Annotated in this window: 22 protein-coding genes and 3 pseudogenes; 21 read left to right on the top strand and 4 right to left on the bottom strand. The window is 48.1% G+C overall.

Going from position 1 to position 14,445, the window contains the following annotated elements:
• Positions 1–616 precede the first annotated feature (616 nt).
• The 11 genes and pseudogenes from IPL71_RS25460 (at position 617) to IPL71_RS25415 (ending at position 6,501) form a co-directional block, all read left to right on the top strand.
• Positions 617–796, top strand: coding sequence for a hypothetical protein (locus IPL71_RS25460; RefSeq protein WP_345326555.1), 180 nt, complete (start codon positions 617–619; stop codon positions 794–796).
• A gap of 129 nt (positions 797–925) precedes the next feature.
• A complete protein-coding gene (locus IPL71_RS25455; protein ID WP_345326553.1) occupies positions 926–1,321 on the top strand; it encodes a hypothetical protein in 396 nt (131 codons plus the stop codon).
• Complete coding sequence (locus tag IPL71_RS25450; RefSeq protein WP_345326551.1) at positions 1,299–1,469, top strand: hypothetical protein; 171 nt, start codon at positions 1,299–1,301, stop codon at positions 1,467–1,469. The genes IPL71_RS25455 and IPL71_RS25450 overlap by 23 nt, the downstream gene beginning before the upstream one ends.
• Complete coding sequence (locus IPL71_RS25445) at positions 1,466–1,726, top strand: hypothetical protein (protein WP_345326550.1); 261 nt, start codon at positions 1,466–1,468, stop codon at positions 1,724–1,726. Before IPL71_RS25450 ends, IPL71_RS25445 begins: the two co-directional genes overlap by 4 nt.
• Positions 1,727–1,790: 64 nt before the next feature.
• Entirely contained in the window at positions 1,791–1,928 is a 138-nt protein-coding gene (locus IPL71_RS25440; RefSeq protein WP_345326549.1) for a hypothetical protein, read from the top strand.
• Between the two features lie 685 nt (positions 1,929–2,613).
• Positions 2,614–3,872, top strand: a pseudogene (locus IPL71_RS25435) (cyclic 2,3-diphosphoglycerate synthase).
• A 199-nt stretch (positions 3,873–4,071) separates the two neighbouring features.
• A complete protein-coding gene (locus IPL71_RS25430; RefSeq protein WP_345326547.1) occupies positions 4,072–4,593 on the top strand; it encodes a PAS domain S-box protein in 522 nt (173 codons plus the stop codon).
• Entirely contained in the window at positions 4,583–4,693 is a 111-nt protein-coding gene (locus IPL71_RS26345; protein ID WP_514130863.1) for a PAS domain-containing protein, read from the top strand. The genes IPL71_RS25430 and IPL71_RS26345 overlap by 11 nt, the downstream gene beginning before the upstream one ends.
• Before the next feature lie 61 nt (positions 4,694–4,754).
• Positions 4,755–4,943: a PAS domain-containing protein gene (locus tag IPL71_RS25425; protein ID WP_345326546.1), complete on the top strand. Its 189-nt coding sequence runs from the start codon at positions 4,755–4,757 to the stop codon at positions 4,941–4,943.
• 73 nt (positions 4,944–5,016) lie between these two features.
• Positions 5,017–5,148 (top strand): annotated as a pseudogene (locus IPL71_RS25420) (PAS domain S-box protein); the annotation flags it as partial.
• Positions 5,146–6,501: a sensor domain-containing diguanylate cyclase gene (locus IPL71_RS25415; RefSeq protein WP_345326557.1), complete on the top strand. Its 1,356-nt coding sequence runs from the start codon at positions 5,146–5,148 to the stop codon at positions 6,499–6,501. The pseudogene IPL71_RS25420 and the gene IPL71_RS25415, both read left to right, overlap by 3 nt.
• 131 nt (positions 6,502–6,632) lie before the next feature.
• Here IPL71_RS25415 and IPL71_RS25410 read toward each other — a convergent pair whose 3' ends face one another.
• Positions 6,633–7,409 carry a hypothetical protein gene (locus IPL71_RS25410; protein WP_345326544.1) on the bottom strand — a complete coding sequence of 259 codons (777 nt, stop codon included), beginning with the start codon at positions 7,407–7,409 and terminating at the stop codon, positions 6,633–6,635.
• Positions 7,410–7,647: 238 nt separating this feature from the next.
• Positions 7,648–8,457 (bottom strand): hypothetical protein, encoded by an 810-nt coding sequence (locus IPL71_RS25405; protein WP_345326542.1) that lies wholly within the window; start codon positions 8,455–8,457, stop codon positions 7,648–7,650.
• 177 nt (positions 8,458–8,634) lie between these two features.
• Here IPL71_RS25405 and IPL71_RS25400 point away from each other — a divergent pair, with 177 nt between their 5' ends.
• The 6 genes and pseudogenes from IPL71_RS25400 to IPL71_RS25370 all read left to right on the top strand — a co-directional run bounded on the left by IPL71_RS25400 (position 8,635) and on the right by IPL71_RS25370 (position 12,006).
• Positions 8,635–8,961 carry a hypothetical protein gene (locus tag IPL71_RS25400; protein ID WP_345326539.1) on the top strand — a complete coding sequence of 109 codons (327 nt, stop codon included), beginning with the start codon at positions 8,635–8,637 and terminating at the stop codon, positions 8,959–8,961.
• A 17-nt stretch (positions 8,962–8,978) separates the two neighbouring features.
• A complete protein-coding gene (locus tag IPL71_RS25395) occupies positions 8,979–9,554 on the top strand; it encodes a biotin transporter BioY (RefSeq protein WP_345326537.1) in 576 nt (191 codons plus the stop codon).
• A 147-nt stretch (positions 9,555–9,701) separates the two neighbouring features.
• A pseudogene (gene obgE / locus IPL71_RS25385) lies at positions 9,702–10,606 on the top strand (GTPase ObgE).
• 82 nt (positions 10,607–10,688) lie between these two features.
• Positions 10,689–10,961: an Obg family GTPase CgtA gene (cgtA, locus tag IPL71_RS25380; RefSeq protein ID WP_345326531.1), complete on the top strand. Its 273-nt coding sequence runs from the start codon at positions 10,689–10,691 to the stop codon at positions 10,959–10,961.
• A gap of 15 nt (positions 10,962–10,976) precedes the next feature.
• Complete coding sequence (locus IPL71_RS25375) at positions 10,977–11,399, top strand: hypothetical protein (RefSeq protein ID WP_345326529.1); 423 nt, start codon at positions 10,977–10,979, stop codon at positions 11,397–11,399.
• A 13-nt stretch (positions 11,400–11,412) separates the two neighbouring features.
• Positions 11,413–12,006, top strand: coding sequence for a DedA family protein (locus IPL71_RS25370; RefSeq protein WP_345326527.1), 594 nt, complete (start codon positions 11,413–11,415; stop codon positions 12,004–12,006).
• 20 nt (positions 12,007–12,026) lie between these two features.
• Here the strand turns inward: IPL71_RS25370 and IPL71_RS25365 are convergent, their stop codons facing one another.
• Entirely contained in the window at positions 12,027–12,443 is a 417-nt protein-coding gene (locus IPL71_RS25365) for an FKBP-type peptidyl-prolyl cis-trans isomerase (RefSeq protein ID WP_345326526.1), read from the bottom strand.
• Positions 12,444–12,784: 341 nt separating this feature from the next.
• On the opposite strand from IPL71_RS25365, the gene IPL71_RS25360 reads away from it, so the two are divergent.
• The 3 genes from IPL71_RS25360 to IPL71_RS25350 are packed head-to-tail and all read left to right on the top strand — an operon-like array spanning position 12,785 to position 13,598.
• Positions 12,785–12,931, top strand: a complete 147-nt coding sequence (locus tag IPL71_RS25360; RefSeq protein ID WP_345326525.1) for a hypothetical protein — start codon at positions 12,785–12,787, stop codon at positions 12,929–12,931.
• A 38-nt stretch (positions 12,932–12,969) separates the two neighbouring features.
• Positions 12,970–13,374: a hypothetical protein gene (locus IPL71_RS25355; RefSeq protein ID WP_345326524.1), complete on the top strand. Its 405-nt coding sequence runs from the start codon at positions 12,970–12,972 to the stop codon at positions 13,372–13,374.
• A complete protein-coding gene (locus IPL71_RS25350; protein ID WP_345326523.1) occupies positions 13,371–13,598 on the top strand; it encodes a hypothetical protein in 228 nt (75 codons plus the stop codon). The genes IPL71_RS25355 and IPL71_RS25350 overlap by 4 nt, the downstream gene beginning before the upstream one ends.
• A gap of 34 nt (positions 13,599–13,632) precedes the next feature.
• Here IPL71_RS25350 and IPL71_RS25345 read toward each other — a convergent pair whose 3' ends face one another.
• Entirely contained in the window at positions 13,633–13,791 is a 159-nt protein-coding gene (locus IPL71_RS25345) for a hypothetical protein (RefSeq protein ID WP_345326522.1), read from the bottom strand.
• 201 nt (positions 13,792–13,992) lie between these two features.
• Here IPL71_RS25345 and IPL71_RS25340 point away from each other — a divergent pair.
• The coding region (locus tag IPL71_RS25340; RefSeq protein WP_345326521.1) for a P1 family peptidase at positions 13,993–14,445 on the top strand (453 nt) is incomplete at its 3' end.

Raw genomic sequence — 14,445 nt, 5'->3', positions numbered from 1 at the left:
GTCTTTATTGCCCAACTTATGGAAAACAACCTAATTTACTGACAAATACCCGCCCTCTTGTAAAATAGAGCGCTGTCATAAAGAAAGCAAGTCACTTTTGGAGAAAACCTCGGCTAACATTAATTCACAAATCAAACGCAATCGTCAGAACGAAAAACGTCGCATTCGTAATCGCAATCTTCGCAGGGCCGCACGCACTGCTATTTATGCCGCTCGCAATGCTTTCTGAAGAGAACGAACCCAACACAAAGGAAGCAGTATTGAAGGCGATCAGCACATTGGACAAGGCTGCCCGAAAAAGGCGTGATCCACAAGAACAACGTGCATCACGTCGTAAGTGTCGTTTGATGAAGCGCCCTCGCTGCATTCATTGCCAACCTGCCCGTGGCTGAGAAGACCCGGCTTCTAAAAAAGAGTGAAAGCCGCTAAATAAGCGACTAACTTGTAATTTGCTTTTCAGCAGATTATAAACGGGAACGCCATTGGCGCTCTGTTTTTGTTCACCTCATTCCAACCCTCGGCTATAATAAAATTATGCTTACAAAAGAACAAACAACTCATCGAAGCAAAATAAAGAATTTTGCGCCGCGAATGATATTCCGCTGGTTAGTCTTAAATGGCAGCCCATCCCCTTCTCGGCGAATGGGGCTTTGCCACTTCCTTCTTTCAAACCGCCGCAAATGAAGCGGGCGCAGGCAAAGGTGGGAAACCCGTCCCGCAGAGAGCGCAAGAGATGGCCGAGCAGGTCAAAGGTCCGATCGGAAGTGTGGATGGATCAGCCGCATTGATGCAGTGAAGCGGCTATCTCAATTTATATTTCTCAACCGCAAAGTATGCGTAGTCGGTTGTGGATGAAGTTCTCGCTTCTGGGACTTAACTTTGGGCGGGGTGCGAAAAAGAATGAGAGAGAAAGTCATGGTTGAATATGCCCAACCAAACACACATCACTCATTTTTACATTGGGTACGCGCAAGGCAATACGATCCTGGGTGAAGTGCTTGCACGGCTTTGGTGGAATTCGCGGGCTATGAACGATCCGCGCCTCGTACCCCGCAATCTGGGACTCGGCGTCATCACCGTGATGTGGATCTATGAAAAGCCACAGCGTCAGGAACCCCAGGTGTACATGAGCGCGGTCAATGGCTGGCGAAACTTTATGGGAAGCCACGGCCTTGCTCTCGAAAGAAGGATAACGAAACTCCTGAAGAAACCGCACAGCGCGAAGCCTACGATGCCGAACGGCGCGAGATGTATCGCAAATGGGATGTTAGCGATGAATACGTGCGGAATTACCCGGCATGAAACTCGCGAGGGGGTTTGAAGAACTACGTGAAGTGTTGAAGATGTTTCGATGTAAAATGGATGTGTGGTTCTACGAAAGCGAAGTGGACGAGCCATCCAAATTGATCGTTGATGAATTAATTGCAAGAGACATTGCCACGATGAACGCCCGACCGGCGGTGCGGTGATCGTGAAGATCGATGAGAAACTCGGGCTGACGGAGGAAAATATCGCACGAACGTTATTCTGCGAAAAGACGGCACAACTTGTATTTGACAAAAGACCTTTGCTTCCAAGGTGGTTGCTTGAAAATATCAAGTTGACCGGCTCGATCTATGTGGTTGATCTGCGTCAGGCGCTGCACTTGCAGCAGGCGTTTTCGTACTTCCAGTTATGGGGACTCCCGCAATCAGAGAAATGTTATCACCTCGATACGGTTTCGTAAGCCCGGCCTGAAGGCGCCATGTCAGCGCGGCGTGGACGTGTGGTGCTGTTCAAAGATGTAGCCGATGAAGCATGGAAAACGTGTACTGGCAGTTGAATCTGAGAAGAGTTTAAGTGATGTCCCTGCTGATGAGCGCGAGAAGATCGCCTATCAGGGATCATGGCATGGGCGCGTTGACTTATTCCATGCTTTCGGTGGATAACAACAAGTGGATATTGTCTTTGATATTAATGAAGCATTATCTTTGATGGCCGAACGGACCGTGTATATTCAGAATGCTTATGTGCGGGCGAATTTATTTTGAGTCAAAGGTCGGTGCCGCCAAAAGTCAGATATTGGACCTTCGACCTTTGACTATGAATTAACAAAGCACGAAATTGAGTTGATTGAGCAGATCTCACGCTTCCCGGCAGACCCGTGGAACAGGCGGCGAATGATATCATCCGCTGGTGATGGCGGCTTATGCTTACGCATCTGGCAAATACCTTCCACTCGTTTTACCATGGGGTCAATGATGCAGACCGAAGATGAAAGATCAAGAATGCACGTTTGCAATTGGTGATGGCGGTAAAGCAGACAATTGAGAATGCCTTGAGGCTGGATATTCAGTCGGCCTGATGTGATGTAAGAAAATGACTATGGATTTGTAGACCGCAGACCATGGTCCACTGTCCATAGCTCGTGTCAAATATATATCTGTTTGTTAAAGACAGGTTGAAAGTTATCTATGCTTTCAGCCTGTTTTCTTGTTTAATACTATTATAGAGACCTCGTATTGGGTAAAACGATGGACTCAAAACCAAAGCTGGGTTGCATTGACACTGTCCTCAGTACGGCTGTACGATAGAGATTCCTGCTGCCAACCGCATCATCAAGGGCGCGCGGACGTGACTCACAATTTCAACATCGTCTTTCCGTGGAAATAAGGATTTTCGCGAGGTCAGGCGTTCACGGCCACCCAGATCCCCGATATCGAAGGCCGCTTATATCCAAAAGAACTCGCGGGCGATCTATACCCGAAAGGGATTCCTGATCCATGCCGAAGAGGAGTTGCTTGATCTGATCAAGAAACATGGCGCAGAGCAGGTTGTCTTTTCATACAGTGATGTGCCGCACGAATATGCTGATGCACAAAGCCAGTATGGTTCATGCCGCAGGCGCAGACTTCCGCATTATGGGTACGCATCACACGCAGATCAAATCGACCAAAGCCTGTCGTGTCGATCAGTGCCGTTCGGACGGGATCAGGTAAAAGTCAGACCACGAGGCGCGTGGCTTTAATCCTCAGGGAAATGGGATACAAAGTCGCGGCCATTCGTCATCCGATGCCTTATGGAAATCTTGTGGCGCAGGAAGTTCAGCGCTACGCAAGCTATGACGATCTCGATGAGTATCAATGCACGATCGAAGAACGCGAAGAATACGAACCTCATATCGATAGCGGTGTGATCATCTACGCCGGTGTGGATTACGAAAAGATCATTCGCAAAGCCGAAGCAGAAGCCGATATTATTTTGTGGGACGGCGGCAATAATGATTTCCCGTTCTATGTGCCTGACTTGCAAATTGTGGTCGCTGACCCGCATCGCACAGGACACGAGTCAACGTATTATCCCGGCGAAACAAATGTACGCATGGCGGATGTATTCGTCATCAATAAAGTAGATACAGCGGATGCAGAGAATGTGATCAAACTGCGCGAGAATCTTCGCAAGCTGAACCCGAATGCGATCCAGATTGAAGCCGCTTCTCCCCTCTTTGTGGATGATCCTGATGCCATTCAAGGCAAGCGCGTTTTAGTTATTGAAGACGGCCCGACTCTGACTCACGGTGAGATGGCCTATGGTGCTGGATATATCGCCGCCCGACGGTTTGGCGCGAAGGAAATCGTTGACCCGCGTCCGTTTGCTGTGAGGTCAATTGCGGCAACCTATGCCAAGTATCCGAAGACCGGTCCAATTTGCCAGCCATGGGCTACGGTGATGCGCAGACAAAAGACCTCGAAGAGACAATCAACGCCTCAGATGTTGATCTGGTCATCATCGGCACACCGATCGACCTTCGCGCGTGATGAAGATCACGAAGCCGCATCAGCGCAAGATGAGAATTGCAGGAAATCGGTCAGCCGACCTTGCTCGACGTGTGATGAAAAAATTGGCAGAAAATAGATTATTACTGGTAGAGGATGAAAAGAAGGAGTCAGGTAACGAACAAAAGCGTTACCTGACTCCTTCACCAAAATCGAATGAGTTGAAAAGGGGCTGGCTAGGTCACACTGATTTAATTTTCCACCAAGTAACAGAAAAATCAAATATCCTAACGTGTTGTTTTCAGGCAAGATTGGCATGAACAAAACCACAAAAGCAGAAAATCAACATCCATACAATTTAGAAGTTTTGAGTCAACGCATTGAAGACCTGGAGAGTATCATCCAAGGTTATCAAAATGTGATCGCAAGCATGTTGAAAATGAAAAATATAAATTCATTCTTCAACACCATTGAGCACATATTATTCGTGCTGGATATGCAGGGAAATATCCTGCAAGTGAACGATACGGTCACACACAAGCTGGGATATTCACAGGATGAATTGAGCGGACAGAGTGTATTGATCGTCCATCCGCCGGAACAACGCGAAGAAGCGGGAAAGATCGTGGCTGAGATGCTGGCCGGCAGGGCTGAGTATTGCCCAGTGCCTGTCATGACTCGTGACGGGGTGCAGATCCCAGTTGAGACTCGAGTTACCCTCGGTAAGTGGAGCGGACAGGATGTGATCTTTGGCATTACAAAGGATATATCAGACATCAAAGCCTCCGGAAAAATTCTCAAAAGCTTTTCACGCAAGCCCGGCCTGCATGGCCCTTAGTGATATCCAAACAGGGGTATATTACGACATCAACGAAACCTTCCTGAAAACAATGGGCTATTCACGGGAGGAGATCATTGGAAAAAGTTCTTTTCGCTGAATATTATCGTTGAGCCTGAGAAACGCGAGGCAATGCTGGAAATGCTGAATCAAAGCAGACCGTGCGCAACTATGAAGGGGATGTACGCACCAAATCAGGCGAAATACGAAACGGGCTATTCTCCATTGACTATATACAATTACAGGATAAAAAATTACTGCTCAGTGTAATGAGCGATATGACCGAGCATAAACGGGCGGAAAAAGCGCTGCGAGAAACCCTTGAGCATTTCCGCAGTGCTCCATGCTGATCAGTGAGATCAATACAATGCCGCCGGACAAGATTGCAGGGAACGGCAAAAGGCGCTCAACGAGGAAAAAAATTATTTTATTTTTACCCATCAACTCGCCAGCGGAGAAACACGGGTCGTGGAGGTTCATTCCTCACCCATTACGTTACAGAATAAGACCATGCTCTTTTCCATCATCCATGATGTTACCGAACGCAAAAGAATGGAAAACGAACTTGTCACAGAAAGAAGAAGGCTTGCAAATATCCTAAAGGGATCATACGCCGGCACCTGGGAGTGGAATGTCCAAACCGGGGAAACTGTATTTAACGAACGATGGGCAGAAATCATCGGATATACACTCAAAGAGTTGGAACCCTTTTCCGTGGATACCTGGCGCAGACTTACCCATCCGGATGATGTGCAGCTGGCAGAACACGCACTAAAAAGTCATTTTCTCAGTGAAGTAGATTACTACGAATTGGAACTTCGTATGCGCCACAAACGCGGACATTGGGTCTGGATCATGGATCGGGGAAAAGTAGCCACCTGGACAGATGACAAAAAACCACTCCTGATGTATGGAACGCATCAGGATATCAGCGAGCGCAAAGCCTCAGAAGATGCGCTGCGTGAAAGTGAGTCCCACTTCCGGTCTTTATTCAACCAGACACACGATGCCGTGTTCCTTCTGGATCTAAATGGCCGGCACATATTGGTAAACCAACGTGCGGCAGATATGCTTGGGTATACAATGGATGAAATTACCGCGTTGTCTATAAATGAAACCTCAGCAGAAAAAGAAAAAAGTGAAATGATCATAAAACGTCTGCTCGCAGGCGAATATATCCCTCTTTACGAGAGACTATTTCGTAAAAAAGACGGCCAGATCATCCCGGTTGAAATTAATTTGGAATTGATTAGCGACAAGAACGGCGCCCCGATTTATATTCAAAGTATTGTACGTGATATCAGTGAGCGCAAACGCGCAGAAAAAGAAATAAAGATAGCCAACGAACTGTTAAGTTCCCGCTTGATTGAAATCGAACAACTCCAAAAAGAGCTGCACGAACAAACCCTGCGTGACCCATTAACCGGGCTATACAACCGCCGCTATCTGAATGAGACATTGGAACGTGAGATAGCACGCGTAAAACGAGGAAAAAAACATTTGAGCATCATTATTTCTGATATTGACCATTTTAAAAAAATTAACGATACCTATGGGCATCAAGTTGGAGATAAATTTCTAATAGAGGTCGCGGCAATCATGAAAAAACATGCGCGAGCCTCAGATATTGTCTGTCGATATGGAGGTGAAGAGTTTTTACTGGTGTTACCCGATGTCACAAAAACATTGGCCTTGAAACGGGCGGAGGAACTCAGGAAAATTTGTGCCGATATTTGCATTCTACACGAGGGAAAAAAGCTAAAAATAACCTTATCCTTCGGCGTCGCCACCCACCCTATCCATGGAAAAGATGCCGATGAACTTGTCGTCAAAGCCGATAAAGCCATGTATAAATCCAAACGCGCCGGACGAAATCAAGTGAGTATATGGAAAGAAGATGCTGAATAACAACAAGCTGCCACTACGAAACCTGTCCGCCGAGATGCAAAACTCGCTGAGTTTCAATAGTTCTTCCTCTGCGCCTCAACAGTTCAAAAAAGATTTGTAATATCTTTTTCCAAAGGCAGCACTTGAGTTATTTATTCGGGTTTGTTGATCTCGCTTCTCCTGGCGCGTCTCAACAACCCGCTATTTTCGCCATAACGCAAAATATAATAATTTGAAAGTAAAGCCAGACCAGCAACCATATAACTAAGCGGGTACGCAATCAACGCGAGAAAATTCAACGTATCCTGCGCCGAAACAGAAATGAGGTCATATCCACCGAGCCAGTCAAAGGTGTTGACACTATCTGCCAACGCGAAGAGGATCAATCCCCACCAGGGGCGGCTCCATTGTCCGCGCCCAAAGAGGAAGGAAAGCCAGATCGCAATCGCGCCCTCTGTCAGATCAAATACAGGATACAAGACTGTAATAAATAAAATAATCCAGACAGAGCCTTCCCCCAAACCAGCTTTTTCAGCGAGGGTTGTTAAACCGGCTGTGATCAACAGCGCGAGTGTGACCAATCCCAGATAAATACGGCGGTTTCTACTTTTCACACCATACACCAGTGTGAGCTGGTAATAAAGAGAAAGTCCCAAAAAGAAATATCCAAGCATCCAAAACAGATCGACCAGACTAAACTCAGGATAGGATGTATCCCAGTAGAGCATGTCATAGATCGCTCCGCTGATTTCTCCCGCCACCCAGAACCATAATCCAACTGTAAAAGCCTGCCAGATACGGTAGGGAATTTCACCTTTTTCAAATTGATAAGTTAATAACGTACCGGCCACGGCCGCGCCAACCGCCGGGATTAGAATCAGCAGGTCGATTAGTTTGTCATTCCAATAGGGAGAGAATCGTGATGACAAAGGTTCTGCATAAAAAACCCAAACCATAAGCCCCAGCATCAAAACAAACATAGCGGCGCTGATCTGTATAATTTTTAGCGGGGAAAATCTCGATTCATTTATATTTTGCATGATACTTATTCCGAAAACGCAGCGGGAATCAATCGTTGCGACTGTAAAATCGCCCGCTCATCAGGATGAACTTGCTCAAAAGTTTCACTTAACAATCTTTGTGTCAGATTATTTCCGATCACAATATTCATTTGCGCGCCCATTGACATGAATAAAGCGCGATATGCGTGCGCGGCGTCGGTGATGTATGCAAAAAATGTCCATCCACCATATCGCTCTCTTCAAGCGCAATATTCCAATGCCAGGGTTGAATTTGACGGTTTAGTTCCCGATCCATTATTTGCAGGAGCTTGCCTCCAACCATTTCCTTGTAACGGCTAAGGATTTTACGGCTCCAATGCATGGCTCCATGCCGCAGCACGGCGCATTGATAAGCTTGCGCAGAAGGGATATGAGAATATGTAGTAATGCCCCATGTGGAAGTATCCCCAATGGACGTTTCAGGGAATTCAGTGACGAATCCCTGTGACGTGGAAAAGCTTATATCTGATTGTTGAGGCTCACCCTGTAAAAAAAGTGCAAACCCATGAGATTTTGGAGAGGTAAACTCCACCAGCCCGTTCCATTGCTCCTGTTTCCATTGATCAATTTGTTTTCCCCATGCATCAAAGCCGGAAAGCGGGTAATTCGTTTTTACCCGGGATTCCAAAGCCAGCAATGCCAGCCTTCCTGCAACATCAGGAATTTGAATGGCACGAACCTGACTATTTTCATTTAAAGATGAGAACTCTGCCAGTAAAAGCGGCTTGCTCTGACCCTCTTCAAGCATATATGCCATGCCCGGCGTTCCCCCAATTAAGAGCAAAACAGCTGATCGATCAGCACCGATTCGTTTCTCAACCAGACCTGTTGCATTTAACCCAAGGAAATAGCCCTCCACACTTTTGGAGGAATTATTCATTGGAATATCTTCAACCTGAGGGAAAAAATTTCTCATATCGTAGTGTGCGATCCAGCGGATAAGTGAATTCTACTAGACTTTCAAAGTTAATGGCGTTTCATTTTTATCATTCAATCAATTTTGATCACAACAACCAAAATATTGAAACAGAATTCACAACATCTTTGCTATAATGAACGGGTAGTTTCTAATTAAATTAAAAAGGATATTAACATGGAATACTGGAACGAAGGCGACCGCACATTTGCATTTTGGGATGATGATGAATATTTTTACCCCGCTACGATCCTCTCGATCGAAGGGGATGATATTTCCATCCGCTTTGACACGGGTGAAGAAGAATGGACAGACGCTGATTATCTTGAAGAATACAAAGTGGAAGTGGATGAGCAGGTTGAATGCAAATCCGCGAAAGATGATCTGTTTTATGATGTGATCGTCATCAACACCGACGGTGATCGCGTTGAGGTGGAATACGAAGACGGGACCACCGAATGGACCACATTAAGCAGCCTGCGCTTTTTTGTGGAAGAAATGTAATTAAGGAATTTATACACATGACCACATTGGCTCCAACTGTTTCTCTGCGTTTCTTTCCCCGCGCTGCAAGCTGGCTGCGCGACCTGACACTTATCATCCTTGGATCTTTGTTTGTCGCCGCGTTGGCTCAAGTTGAGATTCCCCTGCCCTTCACCCCTGTACCGATCACGGGTCAAACCTTTGGCGTGTTGTTGGTCGGCGCGGCATTGGGATCAAAACGCGGCGCAGCCTCATTGACCTTATATCTCGCAGAAGGCGCACTCGGCCTCCCATTTTTTGCAGGCGGCGCGCATGGCTTATCCGTGCTGACTGGGGCAACCGCCGGCTATCTGCTGGGATTTATCGGCGCAGCGTATGTTATCGGTCGGCTGGCAGAAAAGGGCTTGGAAAGAAGCGTCCGCACTTCATTCATCCCCTTTTTGGTTGGCACAGTCCTCATTTATGCCTGTGGTGTGACATGGCTGGCGGTGATGTTGGGCAGTTGGAGCAAAGCAGTCACATTTGGGTTGATTCCATTCCTTATTGGTGATATTATCAAATTGCTCGCGGCTTCCCTGGCTTTGCCCGCCGCGTGGAAATTGGTCAACAAATAGCTTTAGCCTGTTCGTTAGATTGCCCAGGCTTCGGAGATCAAAAATGGTCTCCGAAGCCTTCATATTTAACAAACAACGAAATGACCATGAAACGACTATAATTGAAAAAAATCGCAAGGCCCACAATAAAGAGATAATGAGACCAACATGTTTATAGATCAGGTAAATATTCACGTACGATCAGGCAAAGGCGGCGACGGAATGGTACATTTCCGCCGTGAAAAATTCGTTCCCCTCGGCGGACCCGATGGCGGCGATGGCGGCAGAGGCGGCAATCTCATCTTTGAAGTTCAAGCCACACTCAATACGCTTTCCGCGTTTCGACAAAATGAAAGATTTGCGGCAGATGACGGCAAAATGGCGGCGGCTCACAAAAGACCGGACGCGGTGGAAAAGACCGTATCATCCCTGTGCCGCCCGGGACTGTTATTTACGATGCTGAAACTGGCGTGCTGCTTGGTGACCTCACCACACCCGGCCAGCAGCTTTTGGTTTGCAAAGGCGGCCGCGGCGGATTAGGGAATCAGCATTACGCCACGTCACGCAATCAAGCGCCGCGTACAGCAGAGCGCGGTGAACCGCATGAAGAAAAAATGATCCGGCTTGAGTTAAAACTCATCGCCGATATTGGCATTATCGGTTTGCCCAATGCGGGCAAATCCACATTGCTGGGCGCGCTGACAAATGCCAAACCAAAGATCGGTGACTATCCCTTCACCACACTTGAACCAAACCTCGGCGTGGCAAATATTGACGATGATACAACCGTCGTCATGGCGGATATTCCGGGCTTGATCGAAGGCGCGGCAGAAGGCGCAGGACTCGGCCATGATTTCCTACGTCACATTCAACGCACACGCGTGCTGATCCACATGGTGGATGGTTTGTCTGAAGATCCGCTCGCGGATTATAGCCAGATCAACAGCGAGTTGGCGCTCTTTGATCCCAAGCTTGCCACCAAACCGCAGATCGTAGCGATCAATAAAATTGATCAGCCCGATGTGCAGGAACGCCTCAAGGAAATCAAGGCCAGCTTCAAAAAGAAAAAGTAGACATCATCACGATCTCTGCCATGACCCGCACCAACACCCGCGACATCTTAATCGCCGCGTATCAAAACTGGCAGATATTCCCGTGGAAGATGTGGAAGAAACCCTGCCTGTATACAGACCCGATGTAGACCCGAACCTGTTCGAGATCACACGTGAAGAAGATGGCAATTGGCGCGTCTCTGGCGTGGCAATCGAACGCTCCGCCAAGATGACCTACTTCGAACATGATGGTTCCCTGCGCCGATTCCAAAAACTATTGGAAAAACTCGGCGTAGACAAGGCACTGCGTGAAGCAGGTGTTCAGGAAAGCGACACAGTTTACATTGGCAATTTTGAATTGGAATGGCAGGATTAATTCCTAGAGAGAGTTATGTCTTCTAAAAAAAATCCCAAACAGCGGGCATTGATCATTGTGCTCATCATATTTGGATTTCTATTCACAGTTTTTTTCGGAATGCGCGCCCTGCGTGCATTCAAAAAGTTCGACGGCCACCGTCCGCCGCCGCCCGGTGAGATCGAAACCGATGTGGAATTGGTGCGCGATTGGATGACCGTGTCCTTTATTTCAAGAACATACTATGTGCCTGAAAAGTTCATCTACGAAGCGTTGAAAATTCCGCCGCTGGGCAATCACGATAAAAGTTTGGAAGCCCTCAACGAAGAATATTATCCAGACGTAGATGGATTCGTACTCGAGACAGTCAAGGCGACACTGCTCACGCATCAACCCAAGCCGACGCCTGACTCTGCTCCTGATACAGTTCCCCCGCCGACGGCTCCTCCCGCACCGTAGCAAGTAAGTTTATATGTCCGATTTTCTTCTTACACAGGTCATTAATTACGGCACACCACTGATCGGGTTGATACTATTCCTCGGGGCGCTTGGTTTACCCATTGGCGCTTCAGTAGTTGTGATCGCAGCTGGGGCATTTGGTCAACAAGGCATTTTGGATATTCCTAGCGCGGCCTTTCTCGGGTTGATCGGCGTATTGCTTGGAGACTCACTTAGTTTCGGCATGGGATATTACGCGAAAGACTCAGTCCAAAGGCGTTTCGGACAATCTCCCGCATGGAGAAGCGCACGCACATCCTTTCAACAACGCGCAGGGCTGGCAATTTTTCTTACGCGCTGGCTGATCACTGCCGTTGCCATCCCAACGAATTTAATCGCAGGCAGCAGCGGATATAAATACACGCGCTTCATAGCCTACGATGCCACTGGCGAAATCCTATGGATCGGCCTATACGGCGGCCTCGGATATTTATTCGGCGCCCAATGGGAATTGGTCTACGATTTTATAAGCAACTTCGGCGGTTTGCTTCTGGGGCTGGTGGTACTCGGCTTTGGCATCAAACAAGCCTGGAACTGGCAGGAAAAGAAAAAATCGCTCCCGAAATAATCGGGAGCGATTTTTATATCCTAGTGGTGATGTCCTTCTTCGTGGACGTGACCGTGATCGAGTTCCTCTTCGGTCGGGTCGCGCAGCGCAACCACTTTCACGCTGAAATGCAATTCAGCGCCAGCGAGCGGATGATTGAAGTCGAGACGCACGGTTTCCTTGGTGATATTTTCGACACGCGCATATTGATTCTGGCCGTCTTCGTCAGTGACGTTCAACTCAACGCCTTCTTCAATTTCCATATCTTCCGGAAATTCGTTGCGCGGCACATCCATGAAGGCCTCGTCATCGAATTCACCGTAGCCGTCTTCAGGTTTAACAACAACGTCCTTGCTTTCACCGATCTTCATTCCGATCATTTCACTCTCAAGCCCGGGGACAATATTTCCGTATCCGGCGAGAAATTGCAAAGGACCGGCATCGTCGGAGGGAGTCAAGAACTTCTCCGTCCACGGTTAATGTATATTCCATCGAAACAACCAACCCATCCTGTACTGAATCTTTGCTCATTTATTATCCTTTTGAAAAATTTGTGCGTCCATTTTACCAGTGAATAAGAGAGTCAAAGGTCGAATCACTCCTAATCTCTACCCCCTAATCACCTAATTCCTAATTTATAATCTCCCCCGATGCGATACGACTTATGCCTGCCCTGGTACTGGGAATATGACGAAGCCTTTGTTGGGATGGTAGAACGCGCCTGCATTGAAGAGGGTATCTCCTCTGGCAGATCAAACCAGATAATCTGCTGGAGTCCATCACCGCACTCTATAAAGGGGTGCTTACCTTCAAAACTCTGCTGCACCGTGGACAGGGCGAGCCGGCCTTCGACCCAATTCCGCGCTGGGCGCTTGAATATGGCGCAAAACGCATTAATCCTGCCGAGGTTTCAGCCTGGTCTGAAGACAAAGCCACCATGCCTTGAATTGATCAATGCCGGCCTAAACACGCCTTCATACCATTTTGCTTGCGCCCTTTCTTGAGCAGCCGGTCGTCGCACCCATTGACCTGACCCCGCTTGGCGAGAGTTTTGTCATCAAGCCATCGAACGGCGGCGGCGGTGAAGGCGTGATCCTCGGCGCTTCTTCGGTGGAGGAAATTTTGCAGGCGCGCATGGAATTCCCTGAGCAGAAATATCTGGTTCAGGCACATGTCACGCCGCGCATGATCGAAGATACACCCGCCTGGTTTCGCGTTTTTTACGCCAACGGTGAAACGCATCCATGCTGGTGGGATACATCCACGCACATCTATGCCAATGTCACGGCGGAGGAAGAGTCTCAGTATCGCCTGGGCAGGCTGCGGATGTCACGAAGCGCATTGCGTCCATTTGCAAACTCGACTGGTTCTCCACTGAGATCGCATTGACCGATGAATTTGTCGTCGTGGATTATGTCAACGATGAAATTGATACCCGAGTCCAATCACAGGCGCTGGATGGCGTACCTGATGAAATTATGGAAAGTATTGCAAAACAACTTGTAAAAATACAAAGGAAAATTTATGACAAAACCACGCGCACGAGACCTGGGGGATTCCATTTGAAGGCAGCACAGGAACACACAATGCGATCACAGACGTATCAGGCGTGACCGTTGGGTATGCCACCGTTATCGAAGGGGCAACTCAGCGCGGACGGGTGTGACGATCATTCATCCGCATGGAAATAAAGATCACACGCCAGTCTATGCGGGTCTGCACTTCATTCAACGGCAACGGCGAAATGACAGGGGGACGCGACGTGGATCGAAGAAGGCGGTCTGCTTGAAGGCCCGATTGGATCACAAATACACATAGCGTGGGCATTGTCGCGTATACGATCATTGCATGGCAGATAAAGAATAATGCGCTTTTTTAAAAATGGTCATGTCCCGTGGTCGGGTGAAACCGCGGACGGTTGGTTGGAATGACATGAATGGTTTTCGTAATGAACGGGCCATGTGATGCAAGCCCTGGATTCAGCAAAAGACGGCGCGATCGCGGAAGGTGAACGTCGGCGGCGGGACGGATGCTGTGCTAGAATTTAAAGGCGGCACGGGAACTTCATCGCGCAAACTTCCAACCAAGCTTGGCGGCTGGACGGTGGGCGTGCTCGCGCAGTGCAATTTTGGCAGAAGATATCAACTGACGATTGCCGGCGCACCCGTGGGACAACACCTACAGGAAGGCGCGCCTTCACAAAATGGAGAAAATCCATTCAGACAGGATGACGGTTCGTTGATCGTTATTGTGGCAACCGATGCACCTTTGCTTCCTCATCAACTAAAACGGCTGGCAAAACGCGTAGCGATCGGCATGGCTCGTACGGGCAGTCTGGGCGGAAATGGCTCTGGCGATATTTTCCTCGCGTTCTCCACAGCGAACCCCAACGCAGTCCATGGTAATGAAACGGGACTTTCAAATATTCAAACATTATCCAACGATCACATTGATCCGCTC

Source organism: Candidatus Villigracilis proximus (genome assembly GCF_016717045.1).
Taxonomy (GTDB): Bacteria; Chloroflexota; Anaerolineae; order Anaerolineales; family Villigracilaceae; genus Villigracilis; species Villigracilis proximus.
The sequence above is the reverse complement of the archived record's forward strand: the minus strand, read 5'-3'. Positions and strand labels throughout refer to the sequence as shown.